Here is a 23,927-nt window from a genome sequence, read left to right on the forward strand (position 1 = left end):
TCGGGGCGGCGACTGTGCGCGTCGTTAGACGGACGTTAGATGTGTGTCAGGGAAGTCTGAGAAACCCGTGAAGGACGTCACGGTCGCGTTTCCGGCCCCGCACAGGCCCAGCAGCATCCCCCCGATAGGGTCGGTGACCGTGGCGAACAAGAACATTCCCGACCCCGGCTTCTCCGACGACGACGGCTCCGCCGACCCCCGGCTGAGCGCCGCGCTCGCCGCCTGGGCCGAGGACCGCACCGCCGTGGGCCCGGTGCTGGAGGCCCTCGAGGGCGCCCGGCTCCTCGTCCCCGTCGTGGCCGTGCTCGGGGAGGTCGAGGAGGACGAGAACGGGCTGCGCCGCGAGAAGACCAGCGACATGGCAGTCCCGACCCTGAGAGCGGGCCACCGCACGGCCCTGCCCGCCTTCACCTCCACCGACTCCCTCGCCCGCTGGGACCCCGAGGCCCGCCCCGTCGCCGTACCCCTGCACCAGGCGCTCCAGGCGGCCGCACACGAGAAGGCGGACACGGTCGTACTGGACCTGGCCGGACCGGTGGCCTTCGAGATCACGGGACCGGCGCTGCTCGCCCTCGCCGAGGGGCGCACCACGACCGACCCGCTCACCGACCCGGCCGTGGTGCGGGCGGTACGGGCCGCCGTGGCCGCCGAGCCCGCCGTACTCCGGGCCCACCTCGGGCCCGGGCAGGCCGACGGCACCCTCGCCCTCGTCCTGGACCCGGCCGCCGTCCCGGCCGAGGCCGCGCAGGCCGTGGCGCGGCGGCTCGCCGCCGACGAAACGCTGAGGGCCCGCCTGGTGCGCGGCCTCGACCTGGCACTGCTGCCGGCCGGGACGACGCCTCCGGGCGAGCCCCTGTACGTACGCGGATGAAGGCCTAGCCGTAGACCGGGCCGGTGTACTTCTCGCCCGGACCCTGGCCCGGCTCGTCCGGGACGACCGACGCCTCGCGGAAGGCCAGCTGGAGCGACTTCAGGCCGTCGCGCAGCGGCGCCGCGTGGAAGGAGCTGATCTCGGTCGCGGACGCGTCCAGCAGCCCGGCCAGCGCGGTCACCAGCTTGCGGGCCTCGTCCAGGTCCTTGTACTTGTCGCCCTCCTCGGTCAGACCGAGCTTCACGGCGGCGGCGCTCATCAGGTTGACGGCGACCGTCACGATCACCTCGACCGCGGGCACCTCCGCGATGTCGCGGGTCATCTCGTCGAAGCCGGCGCCGCCGGGGGTCTCGGGGGTGTCCGAGGGGGAGGTCTCACTCATGCAGGACACGATAGGGCCCGTGGTGTGCCCTCTTGACAGCAGGAGGCAGGAGACACCGGATTAGCGCGAGCCCCCACGAGCTGGTAATCTCGTGTAACGACCGGTCGGACGCGCGTGCCCCCCAGCAAGCGGGCCCGGCCCACAAGTGGAGGCTCCGAACTCCCACCCGACCACCCTCCCGGGCGGCGGGTCACCCCGGTCAGGCGGCCACCATCGTTCCGTACGGACGATGGAGTCGCCCGGTAGTGCGCCCCGCGATCCTCGCGGCGGTGCTCCGGTAGTGCTTGGAGCCCCGCCTGTGATCGTTCGGGGCATTTTTTGTGCTTCGGCGTGGTTGTCGGACTAACGAACACAGACGTTACGCGGCTGTCCGCCAGACCGCCGCGTGGTGCTACCGAGGAGGATCCATCAGCGCCGAGCCCCGCATCAACGACCGGATTCGCGTTCCCGAGGTGCGACTTGTCGGTCCCAGTGGCGAGCAGGTCGGCATCGTGCCGCTCGCGAAGGCACTGGAGCTTGCCCAGGAGTACGACCTGGACCTGGTCGAGGTCGCGGCGAACGCCCGCCCGCCGGTCTGCAAGCTCATGGACTACGGGAAGTTCAAGTACGAGTCGGCCATGAAGGCCCGTGAGGCGCGCAAGAACCAGGCGCACACGGTCATCAAGGAGATGAAGCTCCGGCCGAAGATCGACCCGCACGACTACGACACCAAGAAGGGTCACGTCGTCCGGTTCCTCAAGCAGGGCGACAAGGTCAAGATCACGATCATGTTCCGCGGTCGTGAGCAGTCCCGGCCCGAGCTGGGCTACCGACTGCTGCAGCGTCTCGCGGAGGACGTCCAGGACCTCGGGTTCGTCGAGTCGAACCCGAAGCAGGACGGCCGAAACATGATCATGGTTCTCGGTCCGCACAAGAAGAAGACCGAGGCGATGGCCGAGGCTCGTCAGGCGCAGGAGGCCCGCAAGGCCGAAGCGAAGGCCAACCCGGGCCGCTCGCAGAACGCCGCGGACTCGGACGCCGTGAACGCCGAGGCGCCCGCCGAGGCTTCCGCCGAGGCGTGACCCCCCGGGACGTCAGTCCCAGGACGTAACCGATACAAGAGCGACGCTCCACCTGTGCCCGGTTTTCGCGACCGGGCACCGGAGCGCCACCTGACGAGGAGAGAACGGCGCTATGCCGAAGAACAAGTCGCACAGCGGTGCCAGCAAGCGCTTCAAGGTCACCGGCTCCGGCAAGGTGCTCCGTGAGCGCGCCGGCAAGCGCCACCTGCTCGAGCACAAGTCGTCCCGTCTGACGCGTCGCCTCACCGGCAACGCCGAGATGGCCCCGGGCGACGCCAAGAAGATCAAGAAGCTTCTCGGCAAGTGACGTCGGGCGCGCATCCCGCGCCTGATCTCCGACCGGGACCCAATCGTTTCCGGGCCGTGTGAGGACACCCACGGCCCCGCTACAAGGAGTTAACAAGTGGCACGCGTCAAGCGGGCAGTCAACGCCCACAAGAAGCGCCGGGCGATCCTCGAGCAGGCCTCCGGCTACCGCGGTCAGCGTTCGCGCCTGTACCGCAAGGCCAAGGAGCAGGTCACCCACTCGCTGGTCTACAACTACAACGACCGCAAGAAGCGCAAGGGCGACTTCCGTCAGCTGTGGATCCAGCGCATCAACGCCGCTGCCCGCGCCAACGGCATGACCTACAACCGCTTCATCCAGGGTCTGAAGGCCGCGAACGTCGAGGTCGACCGCAAGATCCTGGCCGAGCTCGCCGTGAACGACGCCACCGCGTTCGCCGCGCTCATCGAGGTCGCGCAGAAGGCTCTGCCGAGCGACGTCAACGCGCCGAAGGCCGCGTGACGCCGCGCCGGCTCTAGGCCGACGTGACGGAACGGACCCGCAGGTCTCGACCTGCGGGTCCGATTGCGTCCAGGTCGTCGGCACCGCTGCGGGCCGTCGTACCGCCGGAGCGGCACGGGTGGGCGCAGCGGCACCCCGCCGGCGCCGGTGAGCGCCCTCCTGCGCGGCACCGGCACGCCGCGCGTCGCATCCGACCGTTCGGCACCGCCGAAACGCCGTACGGGCCGAGCACCGTCGCGGCGGAGAGTTGTCTGAAGGTGAACCAGTAGATGCCCCCCGCCACCCCCGACCTCATCTCCCCCCGCTCCCCCCGCGTCTCCGCCGCCCGGCGGCTCGCGAAGCGGAACTTCCGGGGGAAGGAGCGGCTGTTCCTCGCGGAGGGGCCGCAGGCCGTGCGGGAGGCTGCCGCGTACGGGTCCACGCTCGTGGAGCTGTTCGTGACCGTCGAGGCCGCGGAGCGGTACGCCGACATCGTCGGGGAGGCCCGGGAGGCCGGCGCCCGCATCCACCTCGCCGCCGAGCAGGTGATCGAGGACATCTCCACCACCGTCACCCCGCAGGGACTCGTGGGTGTCTGCCGGTTCCTCGACACCTCCTTCGAGGAGATCCTCGCCGCCCGGCCCCGGCTCGTCGCCGTCCTCGCCCACGTCCGCGACCCGGGGAACGCCGGCACGGTCCTGCGGTGCGCCGATGCCGCCGGCGCCGAGGCGGTCGTCCTGACCGACGCCTCCGTGGACCTCTACAACCCCAAGGCCGTCCGCGCCTCCGTCGGCTCCCTCTTCCACCTGCCCGTCGCCGTCGGTGTCCCCGTCGAGCGGGCCGTGGCCGGGCTCAAGGACGCCGGTGTGCGGATCCTCGCCGCGGACGGGGCCGGCGCGCACGACCTCGACGAGGAGCTCGACAAGGGCGCCATGGGCGGGCCCACGGCATGGGTGTTCGGCAACGAGGCCTGGGGGCTGCCGGAGGAGACCCGCGCCCTCGCCGACGCCGTCGTGCGCGTGCCCATCCACGGAAAGGCCGAGAGCCTGAACCTCGCCACCGCCGCGGCCGTATGTCTCTACGCGTCCGCCCGTGCACAGCGCGCCTCCGGAGGGTGCCGCTCCGTCACCGAGAGCCAGTAGGGTGACGACTCGGGGGTCCTCGTCTGGGAGGTGGGGTACGGGGATGAGTGTCGGTACGAGCAGCGCACGGGGAGCCGGTACGTCGAGGCGCCCGCCCGCGGCCCGACCGGCCGGTGACCTCGCCGGACCCGGCATCGACCCCGACGACCTGCCCGACGGGCTCGTCGTCGCCGACGAGCACGGGCACGTCGTCTGCTTCAACGCCGCCGCCGAGCGCATCACCGCCGTCCCCGCCGCCGAAGCCCTCGGACGGCGGCTGGAGGAAGCCCTGCCATTAGAGGACCTGGAGGGCCGGCGCTGGTGGCAGCTGACCGATCCGTACGGCGGGCTCGCCATCCGGGTACGGCAGCCCGAGCGGAACCTGCTGCTGCCCGGCGGGCGCGAGGTCCTCGTCTCCGCGCGGTACGTCCGCAGCGAACCCACCGGGCCCGTCCGCCGCGTCGTCGTCTCCCTCCGGGACACCGAGGCCCGCCGCCGCACCGAGCGCAGCCACGCCGAGCTGATCGCGACCGTGGCCCACGAGCTGCGCTCGCCGCTCACCTCCGTGAAGGGCTTCACCGCCACCCTGCTCGCCAAGTGGTCGCGCTTCACCGACGACCAGAAACGGCTGATGCTGGAGACGGTCGACGCCGACGCCGACCGCGTCACCCGCCTCATCGCCGAGCTGCTGGACATCTCACGGATCGACTCCGGGCGGCTGGAGGTGCGCCGCCAGCCCGTCGACATAGGAGCCGCCGTCGGCCGGCACATCCAGGCCTACGTCGCCGCCGGACAGCCCGCCGACCGTTTCCTGCTGCGCGTCGAGCAGCCGCTGCCCGCCCTGTGGGCCGACCCCGACAAGGTCGACCAGGTCCTGAGCAACCTCATCGAAAATGCCGTGCGGCACGGCGAGGGAACCGTCACGATTGACGTCACGCCCGCCGAGTCGCCCCGCGAGGGAGAGGACGTCGGCACGTCGGTCACCGTGAGCGACGAGGGCACCGGCATCCCGGAGGAGTCCATGAACCGCGTCTTCACCCGCTTCTGGCGGGGCAGCAAGCGCGGCGGCACGGGCCTCGGGCTGTACATCGTCAAGGGCATCGTCGAGGCCCACGGCGGCACGATCGAGGTCGGCCGCGCCCCCGGCGGCGGCGCGCAGTTCCGATTTACGTTGCCCGTGGCGGCCCCGGCCTATCTGGCCTAGTCGCCCGCGGGCGCAACCGCACACCTCCACCCCGTTAGACTCGGCCTTTGGCACCTTTGTGTCCCAAAAACCGTGACGATCTGTCCACGAGTCGGTGACGGGGACGTCAGCCAGCCAACCGGAAGCACGGGAAGAGATGTCGGCACCCAATAAGTCGTACGACCCTGTCGAGGTCGAGGCGTTGAAACCGGAAGAGATCGAGCGCATGCGGGACGAGGCGCTCGCCGCCTTCGCCGCCGCGGACTCCCTCGACGCGCTCCAGGAGGCCAAGGTCGCCCACACCGGCGGCACCTCCCCGCTGGCGCTCGCCAACCGCGAGATCGGCGCCCTGCCCCCGCACGCCAAGGCCGAGGCCGGCAAGCGCGTCGGCCAGGCCCGTGGCGCGGTGAACAAGGCCTTCGCCGCCCGTCAGGCCGAGCTGGAGGCCGAGCGCGACGCGCGCGTACTGGTCGAGGAGGCGGTGGACGTCACGCTGCCCCACGACCGCGTACCGGCCGGCGCCCGCCACCCGCTGACCACGCTCTCGGAGCGCATCGAGGACGTCTTCGTCGCCATGGGCTACGAGGTCGCCGAGGGCCCGCAGGTCGAGGCCGAGTGGTTCAACTTCGACGCCCTCAACATCGGCCCCGACCACCCCGCCCGCGGCGAGGCCGACACGTTCTTCGTCCAGGGCCCGGACGGCGGTACCGAGTCCGGCGTCGTGCTGCGCACCCACACCTCGCCCGTGCAGATCCGCTCCCTGCTCGACCGCGAGCTGCCGGTGTACGTGATCTGCCCCGGCCGCGTGTACCGCACCGACGAGCTGGACGCCACGCACACGCCCGTCTTCCACCAGGTGGAGCTGCTCGCCGTGGACGAGGGCCTGACCATGGCCGACCTCAAGGGCACCCTCGACCACATGGTGCAGGCGCTGTTCGGCGAGGGCATGAAGACCCGGCTGCGGCCGAACTTCTTCCCCTTCACCGAGCCGTCCGCCGAGATGGACATGGTGTGCTACGTCTGCCGCGGCGAGTCCGTCGGCAACCCCGACCGGCCCTGCCGCACCTGCTCCAGCGAGGGCTGGATCGAGCTCGGCGGCTGCGGCATGGTCAACCCCAAGGTGCTCACCGCCTGCGGCGTCGACCCGGAGAAGTACAGCGGCTTCGCCTTCGGGTTCGGCATCGAGCGGATGCTGATGTTCCGCCACAACGTCGAAGACATGCGAGACATGGTCGAGGGTGACGTCCGGTTCACCCGGCCGTTCGGGATGGAGATCTGATGCGGGTCCCGCTTTCTTGGCTGCGGGAGTACGTCGACCTGCCGGCCACCGAGACCGGCCGTGACGTCCAGGCCAAGCTCATTTCCGCCGGTCTGGAGGTCGAGACCGTCGAGCACCTCGGCGCCGACCTCAAGGGCCCGCTCGTCGTCGGCCAAGTCCTCACCATCGAGGAGCTGGAGGGCTTCAAGAAGCCCATCCGCTTCTGCACCGTCGACGTCGGCCAGGCCAACGGCACCGGCGAGCCGCAGGAGATCGTCTGCGGCGCCCGCAACTTCGCCGTCGGCGACAAGGTCGTCGTGGTCCTGCCCGGTGCCACCCTGCCGGGCGGCTTCTCGATCTCCGCGCGCAAGACCTACGGCAGGACGTCCCACGGCATGATCTGCTCCAGCGGCGAGCTGGGCATGGGCGACGACGGCAGCCACGGCATCATCGTGCTGCCGCCGGAGACCGAGGTCGGCAAGGACGCCATCGAGCTGCTGGAGCTGGTCGACGAGGTCCTGGACATCGCCGTCACCGCCAACCGCGGCGACTGCCTGTCCATCCGCGGTGTCGCCCGTGAGACCGCCATCGCCTACCGCCTGCCGCTTCGCGACCCGGCCCTGCTCGACGTGCCCGGCCCGAACGCCTTCGGCTACCCCGTGCAGGTCTCCGACCCGGTCGGCTGCGACCGCTTCACCGCCCGCACCGTCACCGGTCTGAGCCCCGAGGCGCGCTCCCCGATCTGGCTCCAGCGCCGGCTCCAGAAGGTCGGCATGCGCCTGATCTCCCTCGCCGTCGACGTCACCAACTACGTGATGATGGAGCTGGGCCAGCCGCTGCACGCCTACGACCGCACGCTGGTCCAGGGCACCATCGGCGTGCGCCGCGCCGAGGAGGGCGAGAAGCTCGTCACCCTCGACGGCGTCGAGCGCACGCTGCACGCCGAGGACCTGGTGATCACCGACGAGCGCGGCCCCATCGGCCTCGCCGGAGTCATGGGCGGCGCCAACACCGAGATCGCCGACCACGACGACCTCGAGAACGCCAGCACGGACGTGGTCATCGAGGCCGCCCACTTCAACGCGGTCTCCATCGCGCGCACCGCCCGTCGCCACAAGCTGTCCTCCGAGGCGTCCCGCCGCTTCGAGCGCGGCGTCGACCCGCAGGCCGCGGCCGCCGCCGCGCAGCGCACGGTCGACCTCCTCGTGCTCCTCGCGGGCGGCACCGCCGAGGCCGGTGTCACCGAGGTCGTCGCGCCGTCCGCGCCGCACACCATCACCGTCCCGGCGGACCACCCGGACAAGGTCGCGGGCGTCGAGTACGGCCGCGAGACCGTCGTACGCCGTCTCCAGGAGATCGGCTGCGACGTGTACGGGCAGGACGAGCTGATCGTCACCGTGCCGTCCTGGCGGCCCGACCTCGCCGAGGCCAACGACCTGGCCGAGGAGGTCATCCGCCTGGAGGGCTACGAGAACCTGCCCTCCACGCTGCCCAAGCCCCCGTCGGGCCGCGGCCTCACCCACCGCCAGCGACTGCACCGCCGCGTCGGCCGGGCCCTGGCCGGCGCCGGCTACGTCGAGGCGCCGAACTACCCCTTCATCGGCGAGCAGGTCTTCGACCAGCTCCTGCTGGAGGCCGACGACCCGGCCCGCCACGTCGTGAAGCTGACCAACCCGCTCAACGACGAGGAGCCCGCGCTCCGCACGTCGCTGCTGCCGGGCCTGCTGGGCGCCCTGCGGCGCAACGACGGCCGGGGCTCGCACGACCTCGCGCTGTTCGAGACCGGGCTGGTCTTCCACCCGCGGGAGGAGCAGCGCGCCGCCGGTCATCTGCCGGTCGACCGCCGCCCGACCGACGAGGAACTCGCCTCGCTCGACGCCGTGCTGCCCGAGCAGCCGCGCCACGTCGCCGTCGTCCTCGCGGGCGCCCGCGAGCAGGCCGGCTGGTGGGGCAAGGGCCGCCCGGCCGACTGGGCCGACGCCGTCGAGGCGGCCCGCACGGTCGCGCGTGAGGCGGGCGCCGAGCTGATCGTCCGCGGCGGCCAGTACGGGCCGTGGCACCCGGGCCGGTGCGCCGAGCTGGTCGTCGTCGCCGACGGCGCCGAGCGGATCGCCGGGCACGCGGGCGAGCTGCACCCGCGCGTCGTGAAGTCGCTGGGTCTGCCCGCGCGCACCTCAGCCATGGAGCTGAACCTGGACGTCCTGGAGCAGGTCGGCGACGACACGCCGCGGGCGCCGAGCATCTCCACGTTCCCGGTCGCCACGCAGGACGTCGCCCTGGTGGTCGACACGTTCGTCCCGCACGCCGACGTGGAGGCCGCGCTGCGGGCGGGCGCGGGCGAGCTGCTGGAGGGGATCCGGCTGTTCGACGTGTACGAGAACGCGGAGCAGCTCGGGGACGGCAAGAAGTCGCTGGCGTACGCGTTGCGCTTCCGTGCGGGGGACCGCACGCTGACCGTTGACGAGGCGTCGGCGGCTCGGGACGCGGCGGTCACCCTTGCGGGTGAGCGGACCGGGGCGGTACTGCGCGGCTGAGCGGTGGGGGGAGCCGCGGCTCCCGGCCGGCTCGATGCCGTCGTGGCTGGTCACGCCCCCGTGGCGGAGCCGCACGGTGACACGGCACCCCCCAGGGGTCACCTCACTCCTTCGAGTGAGAAGGCCCCTCGAACCGGCCCTCCCGGACCATGACGTCGACAGAATCAGACCGGCCTTTCGGGGCCGGTCTGTCTGCTGTCAGGGCCTGGATGGGGGGCCATCGACATGTTCGGCATCGGGGGGCCGCTGCGCCGGGGCGTCTCGCTGGGGTTGCCCACGGCCTGGGGCGCCTTGGCCATCACCTACAAGCTGGGCTGCCCGCTGGCCCAACAGGACGGGCTCGGCGCACGGCTCGTCACCAGCGCCGTCTTCTTCGCCGTCGGAACCGGACTGATCCACCACGTACGCCAGACGCTGCTGCGTGAACTGAGACAGGCGCGCCGGGTCGCCGGAGCCGCGCAGAGCGTGCTGCTGCGACCGTTGCCACCGCGCGTCGACGGGCTCGAGGTGGCCGCCGTGCAGCTCTCCGCCGACCGCGGTGCCACCGTCGGCGGCGACCTGTACGAGGTCATCGCCACCGAGCACGGCGTACGGGTCGTGATGGGCGACGTGCGCGGGCACGGACTGCCCGCCCTCGGGACGGTCGCCGCGCTCCTCGGCAGCTTCCGCGAGGCCGCGCACGACGAGCCCGACCTCGGCCGCGTCCTGCGCCGGCTGGACCGCGCCCTGGCCCGGCACCTGCGCGAGCGGCACCGCGACGAACACCCCGCGAGCGGCCGCGTCCCGGACACCCCGGTCGCCGAGGAGTTCGTCACCGTCCTGCTGCTGGAGATCGACCGGGACGGCGGGGTACGCGCCCTGAACTGCGGTCACCCCTGGCCGTACCTGCTCAGCGGCACCGGCGTCGAGCCGCTGGCCCGCGCGGATCCCCTGCCGCCCCTCGGCCCGTTCCCGCTGCCCGCCGACCTGCCCACCACGCCCTGCGGTCACCTCCGCCCGGGGGAGTTACTGGTCCTGTACACGGACGGCGCGGAGGACGCGCGGGATGCCAGGGGCCGGTTCTTCTCCCTGCCGACTGCCCTGGCCACGGCGGCACACGACCACCCGGTCTCCTCCCAGCAGATCCTGCGCACGGTCCTGGGCGCACTCCTCAGGCACACGGCGGGGAGGGAGACCGACGACATCACCTTGCTGGTCCTGGGGAACGAGCGGAGGCACCGACTCCCCTCCGAGGCGCGGGGAACCGGGCGGGCGACCACCCACGATCCGCAGCCGTCGGCGCGGCCGTGACCACCACCCGCCGCGGTTTCTTCGGCGCCGCCCGCGGAGCGCAACGCCGGGCCGTCGCTTTACGAGGGGGAGCCGACGGCCCGGCGGTCCTCTTGCGAGGTATTTCAGTCAACCGACTGGAAACGCTCTGCGACAGAGCGCACACGGTACGGATACGCGCACTCCGTTCACACCCCGTGTGAAGGCGGACCCACTAATCTGACGGCACCGAGCCACCGGGGGGCACCCATGCAGCCCAACACACTGCTCGACGCGATCCTGGACGAGGCGGGGATCTCCCACGCGGGCCTCGCCGCCCACGTCAACCAGGCGGGACGTGCCCGCGGACTCGCGCTGCGGTACGAGCACACGGCGGTCGCACGGTGGCTGAAGGGCCAGCGGCCGCGCGGCCAGGTGCCCGACCTGATCTGCGAGGTCCTCGCCGGGCGGCTGCAACGGCCCGTCACCCTCGACGACATCGGCCTCGGCGTCCCGGGAGAACCCTCCGCCCCGCACGGCACCTCGCTGTCCGGCTTCGTCGAGCGGGCCACCGCGCTGTGGCGCTCCGACGAACAACAGCGCCCGCACCTCCTCGGCGCCCCCGCGGTCACCGGCACGCCCGCCGTGATGCCGGTCTGGGAGTGGGAGAACCCGCCCGAGGACGTCGACGTCTCCCGCGGCGGCCGGCACCGGGTCACCCCCGCCGACATCGCGATGCTGCGCTCGGCCCGCGCCCACTACGAGCAGATGTACCGCAAGGCCGGCGGGGTGGCGACCCGCAGCCGCATCGTCGGCTTCCTCAACGCCGAGGCCGCACCGTTGCTGCGCGGCGGCTACACCGACGCGACGGGCCGCCAACTGCACCGGGCGACCGGTGGGTTGGTGGCGATCGCCGGCATCTGCGCGTACGACTCCGACGCGCACGGGCTCGCCCAGCGCTACTTCCACCAGGCGCTGCGGCTGGCGAAGGCCAGCGGCGACCGGGGACTTGGGGCGTACGTGATCGCGCTGCTCGTCAACCAGTCGCTGTTCATGCGGGAGTACCGGCAGGCCGTCGCCTTCGCGGAGGCCGCGCTGCGCACCGCGGGCAGGCACATCACCCCCGCCCTCGCCTCCGACCTGTACGCGATGCAGGCGAAGGCGTACGCCCACCTCGGCGACGGCAGCAGCGCCCTGGCGTGCATCCGGCGTGCCGAGACGGCCGCCGAACACATCCGGCGCGGCCACGAACCCGACGAGACCGGCTATGTCCAGCCGGGGCTGGTGAACGTCCAGGTGGCGGAGGCGCTGTTGAGTCTCGGCGACCTGAGCGCCGCGGCCGAGCACGCGGCGGCCGCCGTCGACACGCCCGCCCACGACCGGGGGCGGGTGCACCGGCTCGCCATGCTCAGCACGATCGAACTGCGCCAGGGCAACGCCGACAAGGCGGTCGCCACCGCTGTGCGGATGGCCGAACAGGCCCGTGGGATGGAGTCCCAGCGCCTGCGCGACAGACTCCGGGCGGTGCGTGAACACCTGGTGCGCAGCGGCTGTTCGGGCACGGCCGAGGCGGCCGAACTCATCGACGGGGCCCTGCGCGTACCGCTGTAGACACCGTTGCAGATACCGCTGTAGACCGGGACCCGAGCACCGGCGCGACACAGTTCCTACTGCGATATTGCCACTTACTCGACGGAAGGTGGCAGAACCGTGCAGTGGACGAAACAGAGCGAACGAACTGTGTATGAAAACCGCTGGTTCAGCGTCAACCTCGCAGATGTCGAGCTGCCGGACGGCCGGCACCTCGACCACTTCCTCATACGGCTGCGGCCCGTCGCCGTGGCCACGGTGGTGAACGAGTCCAACGAGGTCCTCCTGCTGTGGCGCCATCGCTTCATCACCGACAGCTGGGGGTGGGAACTCGCGGCGGGCGTCGTCGAGGACGGTGAGGACATCGCCGGGGCAGCCGCCCGGGAGCTGGAGGAGGAGACCGGCTGGCGACCGGGCCCCCTGCGCCACCTCATGAGCGTGGAGCCGTCCAACGGTCTCACCGACGCCGTCCACCACGTCTACTGGTCGGACGAGGGCGAGTACGTCGGGCACCCCGTGGACGACTTCGAGTCGGACCGCCGGGAGTGGGTCCCGCTCAAGCTCGTCCCCGACATGGTCGCCCGTGGCGAGGTCCCGGCCGCCAACATGGCGGCCGCGCTCCTGCTCCTGCACCACCTCAGGCTGGGCCAGGACACCGCGTCCTGATCCCCCCCCCGCACGCGCTCCGGGGCCCGTCTCGCGGATCAGCTCGCGCGAGACGGGCGGTGACTCCACCGGCGCGGGTGAGCGGGGCCTGGCGCGTCCGGCTGCGGGGCGGCGGAGAGCGTCGGCGCGACGGGCCCCTCCCGCACGAACGCGGCCGGGCCCGGGGAGCCGGCCACCGGCGGCGACGCCGCGGACGGGCGTGCCAAGCCCCGCGACCGTCAACGACGTTGGCGATCAGTGCACCTAGCGCCCGAAGGCCTGCCAGATCGTCACGACGAGGGCGCCGACGGCCGTGATCGCCGCGATCGACGGCAGCGGCCAGCGGGCGTGCTCCAACGTGACGATCCGGGTGCTCAGTTCGTCGATCTCCTTGGCGCTTTCCTCGGTGCGGTGCGCCAGCAGGGCCAGGCCGCCCTCGACGCGGGCGTAGGCCACGTCGAGCCGGCGACGTAACTCCGCGAGTTCTCCATGGACGACGGGATGCTCGGGGTCGGCGGTCACGTGTCCGCTCCTTTCCGTGGTCGTCTCACATCCCTTGTATGCGCATGATGAGTGAACCCGCCTGGTGGGCCGGTGGGGAGAGTGTGCGCGCGGCATATGCGGGCCCGATGCGCACACGCCGTGTGAACGCCGCGGGCCCGGCGCTCCGCGGAGCGCCGGGCCCGTACCGCTCACCGAGCGTGGTCAGCCGTAGGTGTAGAAGCCCGAGCCGGTCTTGCGGCCCAGCCGGCCGGCGTCGACCATGCGCTGGAGGAGCGGGGGAGCGGCGTACAGGGGCTCCTTGTACTCCTCGTACATCGACTGCGCCACCGAGGCGACGGTGTCCAGGCCGATCAGGTCGGACAGCTTCAGCGGGCCCATCGGGTGGGCGCAGCCCAGCTCCATGCCGTTGTCGATGTCCTCGCGGCTGGCGATGCCCGTCTCGAACATCCGGATCGCGGAGAGCAGGTAGGGGATCAGCAGCGCGTTGACCACGAAGCCGGAGCGGTCCTGGGCGCGGATGGCGTGCTTGCCCAGCAGCTTCTCGGCGAACAGCTGGGCCCGGCTGAGCGTGCCCTCGGAGGTGGTCAGCGCCGGGATCAGCTCGACGAGCTTCTGCACCGGGGCCGGGTTGAAGAAGTGGATGCCGACGACGTGGTCCGGCCGCGAGGTGGCGACCGCCAGCTTCACCAGCGGGATGGAGGAGGTGTTGGAGGCCAGGATGGCGTCCGGGCGGGTCACGACCTGGTCCAGGACCTGGAAGATCTCGGTCTTGACCTGCTCGTTCTCGACGACCGCCTCGATGACCAGGTCGCGGTCGGCGAACTCGCCGAGGTCCGTGGTGAAGGTCAGGCGCGCCTGCGTGGCGTCCCGCTCCTCCTCGGTGATCTTGCCGCGCTCGGCCGCCTTGGCCAGGGAGTTGAACAGCCGGGTGCGGCCGATCTCCAGGGCCTCGCCGGTGGTCTCGGCGACCTTGACGTCGAGTCCGGCGCGGGCGCAGACCTCGGCGATGCCCGCCCCCATCTGGCCGCAGCCCACCACTCCGACGCGTGCGATGTCTCCCGCTGGGATGCCCGTCACATCGTCCCCTTCACTGGCACTGACGCTGTTGCTGATGGCTGTGGCAGGTCTGCCGGATCCCGGTCCGCCTGCTCCGATCGTGCACGTTACTAGCAAGTATCGATGATCGATCACCGGGGTGGGGGCATCCTTGGCGCGGAGACGATCCGTGACCGAGCGGATCCGCGGTGTATGTGGGGGTGTGTCCCATGGGGCGACTGACCCGGCGGGCGTTCGCGCTGGCCGCGCTGTCGGCGTTCACGACGACAGGGGCGGCGGCCGGTTCGGGGCGCGCCTCCGGGCCGGCCGGGGAGCGGTGGGCCGCGACCGAGATGCGGGGCGTGTGGCTGGCGACGGTCGCCAACCGCGACTGGCCCTCCCGGCCGGGTCTGAGCGCCGCACAACAGCGTTCCGAGCTGCTCGCCCGGCTGGATCTGGCCGTCCGCAACCGTCTCAACACCGTCATGTTCCAGGTGCGGCCCACGGCCGACGCGCTGTGGCCCTCGTCGTACGAGCCCTGGTCGGCCGTGCTCACCGGCACCCAGGGGAAGGCGCCGGGCTGGGACCCGCTGGGCACGGCCGTGAAGGAGGCCCACGCCCGCGGCCTCCAGCTGCACGCCTGGTTCAACCCGTACCGGGTGGCCACGCACGCCGACCCCACCCGGCTCGTCGCCTCCCATCCCGCGCGCAAGCACCCCGACTGGGTGGTGACGTACGGCGGGAAGCTCTACTACAACCCCGGTCTGCCGGCGGTCCGCGCGTTCGTGCAGGACGCGATCCTCGACGCGGTCCGGAAGTACCCCGTCGACGCGGTGCACTTCGACGACTACTTCTACCCCTATCCGGTGGCCGGCCACTCCTTCGACGACGACGCGGCCTACGACCGCCACGGCGGGAGCTTCCCCAACCGGGCCGCGTGGCGCCGCGACAACATCGACAGGCTGGTCCGCGAGACGGCCGCCCGGATCAAGGCGGTCCGGCCCACCACGCAGTTCGGCATCAGCCCCTTCGGGGTCTGGCGCAACGCCTCCACCGACCCGCGCGGCTCGGACACCCGGGCCCTGCAGTCCTACGACGCCGTCCACGCCGACACCCGCAAGTGGGTGCGCGAGGGCTGGATCGACTACATCGTGCCGCAGCTGTACTGGAACATCGGCTTCTCCGCCGCCGACTACGCCGCACTCGTGCCCTGGTGGGCACAGGTCGCGCGGGGCAGCAGGACGAAGCTGTACATCGGGGAGGCGCTGTACCGGGCGGGGGACCCGGCGCAGCCCGCGGCGTGGCAGAAGCCGGCCGAGCTGTCCCGGCACCTCACGCTGGCCGAGGGCCATCCGGAGGTGCGGGGACATGTGTTCTTCGCCGCCAAGGACGTGGCGACGGACCGGATCGGGGCGATGGCGCGGGTGGTCGCCGACCACTACGGGCAGCCGGCGAAACCCCCGCGCTGATCTACCGGCCCATCGACGGGCCGGTTTCCCGGTGACGGATCTCGGTGTCGGGTCCGGGCGAGCACAAGCCCTCGTGCCCGTCCTCGAAGCGGACGCGGTAGGGGGGATTGCCCTCGTGGCCCAGCACTTCGACGATCTCGCCGACCTTGTCGTGTTGGCCGACCACCCTGCCGTGCTGGACAAGCTGGTCGCCCACGGTTGCACGCATCTCTGGGGCCTCCTCACCAAAAGCGGGAGCAGCGGTCCGTGGCCTTGAGTCTACGGCGCGGAGCGGTGGTGGAGAGGGGGACCGTGAGGCCCGCTCAGCCACGCGCCCTCTGCGTGACGGCGATGCAGACCAGCACCGCCGCAGCCGTCAGCGGGGCGGCCACTGTCAGGTGTTCGCCCAGCAGCAGCACCGACCACACCAGTGTGAGCAGGGGTTGGGCCAACTGCAACTGGCTGGCCTTGGGGATGCCGATGGCCGCCATGCCCCGGTACCAGACGACCAGCCCGAGGAACTGCGAGCCCGCGGCGACCCACAGCAGCCCGGCCACGCTGTGCGCGGTCAACCGGACCGGTTCGTACGCGAGGGCCAGCGCGGCGGCCGGCCCGGCGAGCGGCAGGCACAGCACCAGTGCCCAGCCGATGACCTGCCAGCCCGGCATGACTCGGGCCAGCCGGCCACCCTCGGTGTAGCCGGCCGCGCACACCAGCAGCGCCCCGAACAGGTACAGGTCGGCGCCGGTCAGGGCCCCGCCGCTCTGCTGCACGGTGAACGCGACCACGGCGCCGGCGCCCGCCAGCGCCGCCGTCCAGAAGGTGCGCGAGGGGCGGGAGCCCACGCGCAGGGCGGAGAAGAGGGCGGTGGTCAGGGGCAGCAGCCCGACCACGACAGCGGCGTGCGCGGTGGTGGACGTCCGCAGGGCGAGCGTGCTGAGCAGAGGGAAGCCGACCACGACCCCGGCGGCCACCACGGCGAGCCCCGGCCAGTGCCGCCGGGCCGGTACCGGAACCCGCAGGGCGAGGAGACAACCGCCCGCGATCAGCGCGGCCAGGACACAGCGCACGGCGACCAGGGCCCAGGGTCCGAAGCCCTCCAGACCCCAGGCGGTGGCCGGGAACGTGAGGGAGAAGGCGACGACGCCGAGGGCGGCCTGGAGGGTGCCGCCGAGCCCTGGCCCGCCCCGGGGAGCGGTCCCTGGAGTGGTGACTGCTATCGGGGACGGTGCAGTAGCGCTACTCTGTGTCTTCATGCACGAGCGTAGCAGTGTGGCTGAACTGGTCGAACGGTTGCGGAGTGAGCTGGACCGCTACCCTCACGGTGGAAAGCTCCCGTCGAGCCGAGCCCTCGTCGAACGGTTCCGGGTGAGCCCGGTGACCGTCTCGCGCGCCCTCGCCCAGCTGGCCGCCGAGGGGCTCGTGGTCACCCGGCCCGGCGCCGGGGCCTTCCGCGCCCGGCCGCGTACGCCGTCCGGGCCGGCCGGCGACACCTCCTGGCAGGAGGTCGCGCTGAGCGCGGACGGCGCCGCCGACCTCGTACCGCGCTCGGTGGACGCGTCCGGGGTGACGGTCTCGCTGGCCGCTCCACCGCCCGGCGTGATCGAGTTCAACGGCGGCTACCTGCACCCCTCCCTGCAACCGGAGCGGGCGATGTCCGCGGCCCTGGCCCGGGCCGGACGGCGTCCCGGAGCCTGGGGACGGCCGCCGGTGGAGGGCCTGCCGGAGCTGCGTGAGTGGTTCGCCCGCTCGCTCGGCTCCGCCGTCACCGCGGCCGAGGTGCTGGTCGGCTCGGGCGGCCAGACGGCGCTCACCACCGCCCTGCGCGCCCTGGCCCCGCCCGGCGCGCCGGTGCTCGTCGAGTCGCCGACGTACCCCGGCATGCTGGCGATCGCCCGGTCGGCGGGCCTGCGTCCGGTACCCGTCCCCGTCGACCCCGACGGCGTGCGGCCCGGGCTGCTCGCGGACGCGTTCCGGGCGACCGGTGCCCGCGTCTTCGTCTGCCAGCCGCTGTTCCAGAATCCGACCGGCGCCGTCCTCGCCCCCGGCCGGCGCGGGGAGGTGCTGCGCATCGCGCGCGAGGCGGGCGCCTTCGTCGTCGAGGACGACTTCGTACGGCGGCTGGCGCACGAGGACGCGGGACCGCTGCCCCGCCCGCTCGCCGCCGACGATCCCGACGGCGTCGTCGTCCACGTCGGTTCCCTGACCAAGGCGACCTCGCCCAGTTTCCGGGTCAGCGCCCTCGTCGCCCGCGGCCCCGTCCTGGAACGGCTGCGCGCCATCCAGGTCGTCGACACCTTCTTCGTGCCCCGCCCGCTCCAGGAGGCCGCCCTCGAACTCGTCGGCTCGCCCGCCTGGCCGCGCCATCTGCGGACGCTCGCGACCGAGTTGAAGGCCCGGCGGGACGCGATGACGTCGGCCCTGGCCCAGCACCTCCCCGAACTCTCCCTCCCGCACGTCCCGTCCGGCGGCTACCACCTCTGGCTGCGCCTGCCCGACGGCACCGGGGGCACCTCCCAGGCCTTCGGCTCGGGGGGAGAGACGGCGTTCACGGCGGCGGCCCTGCGCGCGGGCGTCGCCCTGACCCCGGGCCGTCCGTACTTCAGCGCCGAACCCCCCGCCGCGCACGTCCGGCTGAGTTTCGCGGCGGTCGCCGGGACGGAGGAGATCGTGGAGGGGGTGCGGCGGCTGCGGAGGGCGTGCGACGAGGTGCTCGCGGAATCCGTTCGACAGGGCGTGCGCGATCTGTGAGGGTCCCGTCCATGAACGACATCCCGCCCCTCGCCGAGGGCTACGAGATCTCCGCCGACGCCGCCCGGATCGATGCCGCGCGGGTGCACCGCTGGCTGTCCACGGACGCGTACTGGGCCGTCGGACGTGCGCGGGAGCAGCAGGACCGGGCGATCGCCGCATCGCTCAACTTCGGGGCCTACGACACGGGGTCGGGCGAGCAGGTCGCCTACGCGCGGGTCGTGACCGACCTGGCGACCTTCGCGTGGCTGTGCGACGTGTACGTGGACCCGGCCGTCCGGGGGAAGGGGATCGGGACCTCGCTCGTCGCGGCCGTACGCGACCACCTCCGCCCGCACGGGCTGCGCCGCGTCCTGCTCGCCACGCACGACGCGCACGGGGTCTACGAGAAGGTCGGCTTCGAGGCGCTGGACAAGCCCGACCAGTGGATGGCGCTGATTTTCGAGAAGTTCTCGACCAACACCCCTTGACCTGCGTACTAGCGCGCCCCACCATCACCGCATGGCACTCCGGGTCACGTTCGTCGCCGCCGCGCGCAGTTCCCCGCTGCTCGCGGAGCGCTTCGAGGACGACTGGCCGCTGGACCAGGCGGGCTGGGACGAGGTGCAGCGCGTCGCCGGTGATCTGCTGCCCCTCGCGGCGGCCGAGCTGCGCTACTGCTCGCCGACCCCGCGCAGCCGCGCCACCGGGGACGCGCTCGGCTACGCCCCCCTCGTCCAGCTCGCCCTGCGCGACTGCGACATGGGCCGCTGGCGCGGGCTCACACTGGGCGAGGCGATGGCCCGGGAACCGGAGGCCGTGGACACCTGGCTCGCCGACCCGCGGGCCACTCCGCACGGTGGCGAGTCGCTGCTGGAGTTCATCTCCCGGGTCGGCGGCTGGCTCGACACGCGTCCGGTGGAGGACGGCTGCCGGATCGTCGCCGTGGCCGAGCCGAGCGTGATCCGGGCCGCGCTGGTGTACACGCTCAAGGCGCCGCCCCCGACGTACTGGAACATCGACGTCCGCCCCCTGTCGACGACCACCGTCACCGGCCGGGGCGGGCGGTGGAACCTGCGGTTCGAGGGGGTGTCGGCTCAGCCCTCTCGTGCCTGACGGGCTCAGTCGGTCCCGCGCACGTAGTCCGTGGTGAGCAGCAGGTCCTTGGCGGGGCCGCCCACGCGCCAGACGGTGCGCCAGTGGTCCGCGTCCCGGACGGTGAACTCGCCCCGGTAGAGGTCGGCGGCGCAGGGATGGCGGGCCACGTGCCGTCCGGTGGTCAGGTCCAGGTCGTGGAAGGGGCGGCCGTCGGCGAACCGTACGTCCGCCGTGCCGGGCGTCGGCCCCGGCAGGAAGCGCAGGGTGCGCTCGGCGGGACGCGGGACGCCCCGCCAGGTGAACGTGCCGGACTCGTGGTGCAGCAGCCCGCCCTCCTCGAGCGGGCCGAAAACCGTCGTGCCCTCGAAGCGCCCTTCGTCGCCGCTCGTCAGATCCCGCACCGTCCGGCCGACCCGCCAGCTCCCGGCGAGATACGCCAGGACATCGCGCACTGGCCAGCACCCGTCCATGCCGTGCCGCCCTCCGTCCCGTCCGATTGCTGCACGCCCCATTGACGTGCTCCCGCCCCCTCCCTATCTTGCCGTTCGAAGTGCTGATCAAGGTTCGATATTACGAACAATCTTGGACGATGCCCCACCCGAGCCGCGGAGTATCCATGTCACGCAGCACCACCCCCACCCGTTGGAGACTCGGTCTCACCGCCACCGCTCTCCTCACGGCGGGCGCCCTCCTCCCTGCCCCCGCGCACGCCGAGGACGTCGCCGACTACGCCATCACCGTCGACCCCGCCGCCAAGGGCGCGTCAATCGACGACACGATGTACGGCGTCTTCTTCGAGGACATCAACCGCGCCGCCGACGGCGGTCTGTACGCCGAGCTCGTGCAGAACCGGTCCTTCGAGTACTCCACCGCCGACAACCGGTCCTACACCCCGCTGACCTCCTGGACGGTCGACGGCACCGCGCAGGTCCTGAACGACGCCGGCCGTCTCAACGAACGCAACCGCGCCTACCTCTCCCTGGCCGCCGGGTCCTCCGTCACGAACGCCGGCTACAACACCGGCATCCGGGTCGAGCAGGGCAAGAAGTACGACTTCTCGGTGTGGGCCCGGGCCGAGAGCGGCACCACGCTCACCGTCGGCCTCCAGGACGCCGACGGCACCCTGGCCACCGCCCGCCAGGTGGCCGCCAAGGGCGGCTGGGCCAAGTACAAGGCCACCTTCACCGCCAGCCGCACCAGCAGCGACGGCCGTCTGACCGTCGCCTCCTCGGGCGCGGCCGCCCTCGACATGGTGTCGCTCTTCCCGCGGGACACCTACAAGCGCCAGTCCAACGGGCTGCGCCGGGACCTCGCCGAGAAGGTCGCCGCCCTGAAGCCCGGCTTCCTGCGCTTCCCCGGCGGCTGCCTGGTCAACACCGGCTCCATGCAGGACTACAGCGAGGCCTCCGGCTGGCAGCGCGCCCGCTCCTACCAGTGGAAGGACACCATCGGCCCCGTCGAGGAGCGCGCCACCAACGCCAACTTCTGGGGATACAACCAGAGTTACGGCCTCGGCTACTACGAGTACTTCCGCTTCGCCGAGGACATCGGCGCGATGCCGCTGCCCGTCGTCCCGGCCCTGGTGACCGGCTGCGGCCAGAACAAGGCCGTCGTCGACGACGCGCTGCTCAAGCGGCACATCCAGGACACCCTCGACCTCATCGAGTTCGCCAACGGACCGGTCACGTCGACCTGGGGCAAGAAGCGCGCCGAGATGGGCCACCCCAGGCCCTTCCACCTCACCCACGTCGGGGTCGGCAACGAGGAGAACCTGCCGGTCGAGTTCATGGCCCGGTTCAAGCAGTTCCGCGCCGCCATCGAGGCGAAGTACCCGGACATCACCGTCGTCTCCAACTCCGGCCCGGACGACGCCGGCTCGACCTTCGACACGGCCTGGCAGCTCAACCGGGACGAGAACGTCGACATGGTCGACGAGCACTACTACAACAGCCCGCAGTGGTTCCTGCAGAACAACGACCGCTACGACTCCTACGACCGCAACGGCCCGAAGGTCTTCCTCGGCGAGTACGCCTCCTGGGGCAACGCCTTCAAGAACGGCCTCGCCGAAGCGGCCTTCATGACCGGCCTGGAGCGCAACGCGGACATCGTCAAACTCGCCTCCTACGCCCCGCTGTTCGCCAACGAGGACTACGTCCAGTGGAGCCCGGACATGGTGTGGTTCAACAACCACGCCTCCTGGAACTCGGCCAACTACGAGGTCCAGAAGCTGTTCATGACCAACGTCGGTGACCGGGTGGTGCCCTCGACGGCCACGGGGACACCGTCACTGCAAGGCCCCATCACCGGCGCCGTCGGCCTGTCGACCTGGGCGACGACGGCGGCGTACGACGACGTGAAGGTGACGGACGCCGACGGCGACACGCTGCTCACCGACGACTTCTCCGCCGGCGCCTCCCAGTGGACGCACACCGGCGGCGGCAGCTGGAGCCTCCAGGACGGGCAGTACGTCCAGACCGACGTGGCCGCCGAGAACACCATGGTCTCGGCCGGCGACCCGCGCTGGCACGACTACGACCTGCACGTGAAGGCCACCAAGAAGTCCGGCAAGGAGGGCTTCCTCGTCGCCTTCGGCGTGAAGGACACCGGGAACTACTACTGGTGGAACCTGGGCGGCTGGAACAACACCCAGTCGGCCGTCGAACAGGCCGTGGACGGCGGCAAGTCGACGCTCGTCTCCAAGGCCGGGACGATCGAGACGGGCCGCGCCTACGACATCGACATCAAGGTGCGGGGCCGCCAGGTCACCCTGTACCTCGACGGCCAGGAATGGGGCAGCTTCACCGACGACAAGCCGGCCGAGCCCTTCCGGCAGGTCGTCACCAAGGACAAGAAGACCGGCGACCTGATCGTCAAGGTCGTCAACGCCCAGTCCGCGGACGCGCGCACGGCGATCGACCTCGGCGGTGCCAGGGTCGCCCCGACGGCGCGGGTGACCACGCTGACCGCAGCGCCGGACGCGGTCAACACGGAGACGGAGACCCCGGTCGCCCCGGTGACCTCCACCTTCACCGGAGTGGCCGACAGGTTCACGTACACCTTCCCGGCGAACTCGATCACCTTCCTGCGGATCAGGCAGAGGTGAGCGGGGCCCGCTGAGGGCGTACCGCTCGACCGCGTGGACGTCCTCGTCGAGGACGTCCACGTCCTCCGTCCCCTGACCGAGGGCCCCCGGGTCCTCGGTCAGGTGTCCTTCCGCCGGAACCAGCCCCGCTTGGGCGGCGTCTGCGGGACCTGCGGGACTTGCGGGGCCTGCGGCGGTTGCGGCGGTTGCGGGATGTGCGGTGCCCGCGGGGCCGGGCCGCCGAACGGCGGCAGTGCCTTGAAGCGCGCGTCGAGCGTGACCGTGGGTGTGATCCGGTGCAGGGCCGCGCGGACGAGGGTGAGCGGGTGGTCGGGGAACCGCGCGTCCCACTGCTCGTGGTCGCCGACGTGGTACGGCAGCCCGCCCGGCTGACCGCCCGCGTACGGGTGGGGCCGGAAGTAGTCGGCCGGCCCCACCTGGGCCAGGATCACGCTCTCGCGCAGCCCGGTCGCCGCTCCCTCGGCGGCCTGCACCTTCAGCACCGTGCTGCACCCGGCCCTGGGCACCGTCCAGCTGCCGAGGAACGCCTGCCCGGGCCGCCCCGTCAACGGCATCTTCACCAGCTGACGGACCGCCGGGACACCGTCCACGGCACCGGGCTCCGCTTCGATCAGTCCGCCGCCGGCCGAGGCCACGCCCTGGGCGAGTCCGGCCCGCAGCCGCTCGGTCTCGTGCAGCGGGGCCGGCAGATCCGGTACGAGCGGGAAGAAGTGGACCGACAGGACGAGCCCCGCCGCGTCGGTCCACACACCCGGCTCACGCTCGGTGAATCCGGTGAGGTCGAGTCCGGTGATCGGTGTCATGGTGATCATCATGCCGGGCCGCCTCCGGCGACAGAAGGCGGCCCGTCACCGGTGGCAGAAGACGCAGCCCTCCCAGTCGGGCAGCGCGCTCGGCGCACGGTGGCGTACACAGCAGGCGACGGCCGGTGCCGGGAGCACGCCTCCGGGCGGGACGCCGGCGGGGGGCTCGAACGCCTCGACGATCTCCCGGAAGCGGCGCAGATACCCCAGCGCGTGCGGCGGCTCGTAGCCCAGCTCCTCCCAGCGGTGCCGGCCGGCGGCCAGGCCGGTCACGGCGAGGACGAAGGCCTTGGCCGCGGCCCGCTCCTCGGCGGTGCCGCCCCACTCCAGCTCGGCGAGGTCGAAGCCGACCGCGCCGCGGCCCAGCACGTTCTGGTCCTGCCGGGCCAGCAGCGCCGCGAACCGCAGCTCCCACGGCCGCCGCGCGAGCTCCGCGACGGCGAGGGTCAGCACCTCGACGAACACCTCGGTGCCGCCGTTGGACAGGTACATGTCGTCGGCGCCGGCCCGGAACACATTGCCCATGCCGGGAGGTTACGCGGCACGG

Annotated in this window: 24 protein-coding genes; 16 read left to right on the forward strand and 8 right to left on the reverse strand. The window is 72.2% G+C overall.

What is annotated here, in order from left to right; genetic code table 11:
* Nucleotides 1–139: 139 nt before the first annotated feature.
* The gene (locus ACF1A1_RS08445) at nt 140–871 is read left to right on the forward strand and encodes an SseB family protein (RefSeq protein WP_391646792.1); all 732 of its coding nucleotides are present in this window, start codon (nt 140–142) and stop codon (nt 869–871) included.
* A gap of 4 nt (nt 872–875) precedes the next feature.
* Here the strand turns inward: ACF1A1_RS08445 and ACF1A1_RS08450 are convergent, their stop codons facing one another.
* Complete coding sequence (locus ACF1A1_RS08450; RefSeq protein ID WP_391646794.1) at nt 876–1,253, reverse strand: DUF1844 domain-containing protein; 378 nt, start codon at nt 1,251–1,253, stop codon at nt 876–878.
* A 407-nt stretch (nt 1,254–1,660) separates the two neighbouring features.
* Here ACF1A1_RS08450 and infC point away from each other — a divergent pair, with 407 nt between their 5' ends.
* The 10 genes from infC to ACF1A1_RS08500 all read left to right on the forward strand — a co-directional run bounded on the left by infC (nt 1,661) and on the right by ACF1A1_RS08500 (nt 12,680).
* Nucleotides 1,661–2,314, forward strand: a complete 654-nt coding sequence (gene infC, locus ACF1A1_RS08455; protein WP_391647190.1) for a translation initiation factor IF-3 — start codon at nt 1,661–1,663, stop codon at nt 2,312–2,314.
* 112 nt (nt 2,315–2,426) lie between these two features.
* The gene (gene rpmI, locus ACF1A1_RS08460; protein WP_007829094.1) at nt 2,427–2,621 is read left to right on the forward strand and encodes a 50S ribosomal protein L35; all 195 of its coding nucleotides are present in this window, start codon (nt 2,427–2,429) and stop codon (nt 2,619–2,621) included.
* 96 nt (nt 2,622–2,717) lie between these two features.
* Entirely contained in the window at nt 2,718–3,101 is a 384-nt protein-coding gene (gene rplT / locus ACF1A1_RS08465) for a 50S ribosomal protein L20 (protein WP_108956113.1), read from the forward strand.
* Between the two features lie 269 nt (nt 3,102–3,370).
* Entirely contained in the window at nt 3,371–4,222 is an 852-nt protein-coding gene (locus tag ACF1A1_RS08470) for a TrmH family RNA methyltransferase (protein WP_391646796.1), read from the forward strand.
* Nucleotides 4,223–4,265: 43 nt separating this feature from the next.
* Nucleotides 4,266–5,405: an ATP-binding protein gene (locus ACF1A1_RS08475; protein WP_391646798.1), complete on the forward strand. Its 1,140-nt coding sequence runs from the start codon at nt 4,266–4,268 to the stop codon at nt 5,403–5,405.
* 136 nt (nt 5,406–5,541) lie between these two features.
* Nucleotides 5,542–6,663, forward strand: a complete 1,122-nt coding sequence (gene pheS / locus ACF1A1_RS08480) for a phenylalanine--tRNA ligase subunit alpha (protein WP_391646800.1) — start codon at nt 5,542–5,544, stop codon at nt 6,661–6,663.
* Nucleotides 6,663–9,176, forward strand: coding sequence for a phenylalanine--tRNA ligase subunit beta (gene pheT, locus ACF1A1_RS08485; protein ID WP_391646802.1), 2,514 nt, complete (start codon nt 6,663–6,665; stop codon nt 9,174–9,176). Before pheS ends, pheT begins: the two co-directional genes overlap by 1 nt.
* A gap of 225 nt (nt 9,177–9,401) precedes the next feature.
* Entirely contained in the window at nt 9,402–10,466 is a 1,065-nt protein-coding gene (locus ACF1A1_RS08490) for a PP2C family protein-serine/threonine phosphatase (protein WP_391646804.1), read from the forward strand.
* 228 nt (nt 10,467–10,694) lie between these two features.
* Complete coding sequence (locus ACF1A1_RS08495) at nt 10,695–12,035, forward strand: transcriptional regulator (protein WP_391646806.1); 1,341 nt, start codon at nt 10,695–10,697, stop codon at nt 12,033–12,035.
* Between the two features lie 99 nt (nt 12,036–12,134).
* Nucleotides 12,135–12,680: an NUDIX hydrolase gene (locus ACF1A1_RS08500; protein ID WP_391646808.1), complete on the forward strand. Its 546-nt coding sequence runs from the start codon at nt 12,135–12,137 to the stop codon at nt 12,678–12,680.
* Between the two features lie 243 nt (nt 12,681–12,923).
* Here ACF1A1_RS08500 and ACF1A1_RS08505 read toward each other — a convergent pair whose 3' ends face one another.
* Together ACF1A1_RS08505 and ACF1A1_RS08510 are read right to left on the reverse strand one after the other, a co-directional pair.
* On the reverse strand, nt 12,924–13,181 hold the full coding sequence (locus ACF1A1_RS08505) for a hypothetical protein (RefSeq protein WP_391646809.1): 258 nt from the start codon (nt 13,179–13,181) through the stop codon (nt 12,924–12,926).
* 183 nt (nt 13,182–13,364) lie between these two features.
* Nucleotides 13,365–14,240 (reverse strand): 3-hydroxybutyryl-CoA dehydrogenase, encoded by an 876-nt coding sequence (locus ACF1A1_RS08510; RefSeq protein ID WP_391646811.1) that lies wholly within the window; start codon nt 14,238–14,240, stop codon nt 13,365–13,367.
* Between the two features lie 188 nt (nt 14,241–14,428).
* Here ACF1A1_RS08510 and ACF1A1_RS08515 point away from each other — a divergent pair, with 188 nt between their 5' ends.
* Nucleotides 14,429–15,667, forward strand: a complete 1,239-nt coding sequence (locus tag ACF1A1_RS08515; RefSeq protein WP_391646813.1) for a glycoside hydrolase family 10 protein — start codon at nt 14,429–14,431, stop codon at nt 15,665–15,667.
* A gap of 1 nt (nt 15,668) precedes the next feature.
* On the opposite strand, the gene ACF1A1_RS08520 is transcribed toward ACF1A1_RS08515, so the two are convergent.
* Nucleotides 15,669–15,875, reverse strand: a complete 207-nt coding sequence (locus tag ACF1A1_RS08520; protein WP_391646815.1) for a DUF1918 domain-containing protein — start codon at nt 15,873–15,875, stop codon at nt 15,669–15,671.
* Nucleotides 15,876–15,969: 94 nt separating this feature from the next.
* Nucleotides 15,970–16,902, reverse strand: a complete 933-nt coding sequence (locus ACF1A1_RS08525; RefSeq protein ID WP_391646817.1) for a DMT family transporter — start codon at nt 16,900–16,902, stop codon at nt 15,970–15,972.
* Here ACF1A1_RS08525 and ACF1A1_RS08530 point away from each other — a divergent pair.
* From ACF1A1_RS08530 to ACF1A1_RS08540, 3 genes are read left to right on the forward strand one after another with little or no spacing between them, the layout of a single operon-like run.
* Nucleotides 16,901–18,397 carry a PLP-dependent aminotransferase family protein gene (locus ACF1A1_RS08530; RefSeq protein WP_391646818.1) on the forward strand — a complete coding sequence of 499 codons (1,497 nt, stop codon included), beginning with the start codon at nt 16,901–16,903 and terminating at the stop codon, nt 18,395–18,397. The two genes, ACF1A1_RS08525 and ACF1A1_RS08530, sit on opposite strands and share 2 nt — an antisense overlap.
* 11 nt (nt 18,398–18,408) lie before the next feature.
* Nucleotides 18,409–18,867 (forward strand): GNAT family N-acetyltransferase, encoded by a 459-nt coding sequence (locus ACF1A1_RS08535; protein ID WP_391646820.1) that lies wholly within the window; start codon nt 18,409–18,411, stop codon nt 18,865–18,867.
* 31 nt (nt 18,868–18,898) lie between these two features.
* Nucleotides 18,899–19,492: a histidine phosphatase family protein gene (locus ACF1A1_RS08540; RefSeq protein ID WP_391646822.1), complete on the forward strand. Its 594-nt coding sequence runs from the start codon at nt 18,899–18,901 to the stop codon at nt 19,490–19,492.
* Nucleotides 19,493–19,497: 5 nt separating this feature from the next.
* On the opposite strand, the gene ACF1A1_RS08545 is transcribed toward ACF1A1_RS08540, so the two are convergent.
* Nucleotides 19,498–19,944: a DUF6314 family protein gene (locus ACF1A1_RS08545; RefSeq protein ID WP_391647192.1), complete on the reverse strand. Its 447-nt coding sequence runs from the start codon at nt 19,942–19,944 to the stop codon at nt 19,498–19,500.
* 146 nt (nt 19,945–20,090) lie between these two features.
* On the opposite strand from ACF1A1_RS08545, the gene ACF1A1_RS08550 reads away from it, so the two are divergent.
* Nucleotides 20,091–22,577 carry an alpha-L-arabinofuranosidase C-terminal domain-containing protein gene (locus ACF1A1_RS08550; protein ID WP_391646824.1) on the forward strand — a complete coding sequence of 829 codons (2,487 nt, stop codon included), beginning with the start codon at nt 20,091–20,093 and terminating at the stop codon, nt 22,575–22,577.
* 98 nt (nt 22,578–22,675) lie between these two features.
* Here ACF1A1_RS08550 and ACF1A1_RS08555 read toward each other — a convergent pair whose 3' ends face one another.
* Together ACF1A1_RS08555 and ACF1A1_RS08560 are read right to left on the reverse strand one after the other, a co-directional pair.
* On the reverse strand, nt 22,676–23,380 hold the full coding sequence (locus tag ACF1A1_RS08555) for a hypothetical protein (RefSeq protein ID WP_391646826.1): 705 nt from the start codon (nt 23,378–23,380) through the stop codon (nt 22,676–22,678).
* A gap of 45 nt (nt 23,381–23,425) precedes the next feature.
* The gene (locus ACF1A1_RS08560) at nt 23,426–23,905 is read right to left on the reverse strand and encodes a hypothetical protein (RefSeq protein ID WP_391646828.1); all 480 of its coding nucleotides are present in this window, start codon (nt 23,903–23,905) and stop codon (nt 23,426–23,428) included.
* Nucleotides 23,906–23,927 lie beyond the last annotated feature (22 nt).

This window comes from Streptomyces sp. NPDC014995, assembly GCF_043080745.1.
Classification (GTDB): Bacteria; Actinomycetota; Actinomycetes; order Streptomycetales; family Streptomycetaceae; genus Streptomyces.

Excerpts from the sequence above, each read along its gene's own strand:
- ACF1A1_RS08450 (WP_391646794.1), bottom strand. The coding sequence starts at position 1,253 with ATGAGTGAGACCTCCCCCTCGGACACCCCCGAGACCCCCGGCGGCGCC.
- rpmI (WP_007829094.1), top strand. The coding sequence starts at position 2,427 with ATGCCGAAGAACAAGTCGCACAGCGGTGCCAGCAAGCGCTTCAAGGTC.
- ACF1A1_RS08470 (WP_391646796.1), top strand. The coding sequence starts at position 3,371 with ATGCCCCCCGCCACCCCCGACCTCATCTCCCCCCGCTCCCCCCGCGTC.
- ACF1A1_RS08475 (WP_391646798.1), top strand. The coding sequence starts at position 4,266 with ATGAGTGTCGGTACGAGCAGCGCACGGGGAGCCGGTACGTCGAGGCGC.
- pheS (WP_391646800.1), top strand. The coding sequence starts at position 5,542 with ATGTCGGCACCCAATAAGTCGTACGACCCTGTCGAGGTCGAGGCGTTG.
- pheT (WP_391646802.1), top strand. The coding sequence starts at position 6,663 with ATGCGGGTCCCGCTTTCTTGGCTGCGGGAGTACGTCGACCTGCCGGCC.
- ACF1A1_RS08490 (WP_391646804.1), top strand. The coding sequence starts at position 9,402 with ATGTTCGGCATCGGGGGGCCGCTGCGCCGGGGCGTCTCGCTGGGGTTG.
- ACF1A1_RS08495 (WP_391646806.1), top strand. The coding sequence starts at position 10,695 with ATGCAGCCCAACACACTGCTCGACGCGATCCTGGACGAGGCGGGGATC.
- ACF1A1_RS08515 (WP_391646813.1), top strand. The coding sequence starts at position 14,429 with ATGGGGCGACTGACCCGGCGGGCGTTCGCGCTGGCCGCGCTGTCGGCG.
- ACF1A1_RS08520 (WP_391646815.1), bottom strand. The coding sequence starts at position 15,875 with ATGCGTGCAACCGTGGGCGACCAGCTTGTCCAGCACGGCAGGGTGGTC.
- ACF1A1_RS08530 (WP_391646818.1), top strand. The coding sequence starts at position 16,901 with ATGCACGAGCGTAGCAGTGTGGCTGAACTGGTCGAACGGTTGCGGAGT.
- ACF1A1_RS08525 (WP_391646817.1), bottom strand. The coding sequence starts at position 16,902 with ATGAAGACACAGAGTAGCGCTACTGCACCGTCCCCGATAGCAGTCACC.
- ACF1A1_RS08535 (WP_391646820.1), top strand. The coding sequence starts at position 18,409 with ATGAACGACATCCCGCCCCTCGCCGAGGGCTACGAGATCTCCGCCGAC.
- ACF1A1_RS08540 (WP_391646822.1), top strand. The coding sequence starts at position 18,899 with ATGGCACTCCGGGTCACGTTCGTCGCCGCCGCGCGCAGTTCCCCGCTG.
- ACF1A1_RS08545 (WP_391647192.1), bottom strand. The coding sequence starts at position 19,944 with ATGGACGGGTGCTGGCCAGTGCGCGATGTCCTGGCGTATCTCGCCGGG.
- ACF1A1_RS08550 (WP_391646824.1), top strand. The coding sequence starts at position 20,091 with ATGTCACGCAGCACCACCCCCACCCGTTGGAGACTCGGTCTCACCGCC.
- ACF1A1_RS08555 (WP_391646826.1), bottom strand. The coding sequence starts at position 23,380 with ATGACACCGATCACCGGACTCGACCTCACCGGATTCACCGAGCGTGAG.
- ACF1A1_RS08560 (WP_391646828.1), bottom strand. The coding sequence starts at position 23,905 with ATGGGCAATGTGTTCCGGGCCGGCGCCGACGACATGTACCTGTCCAAC.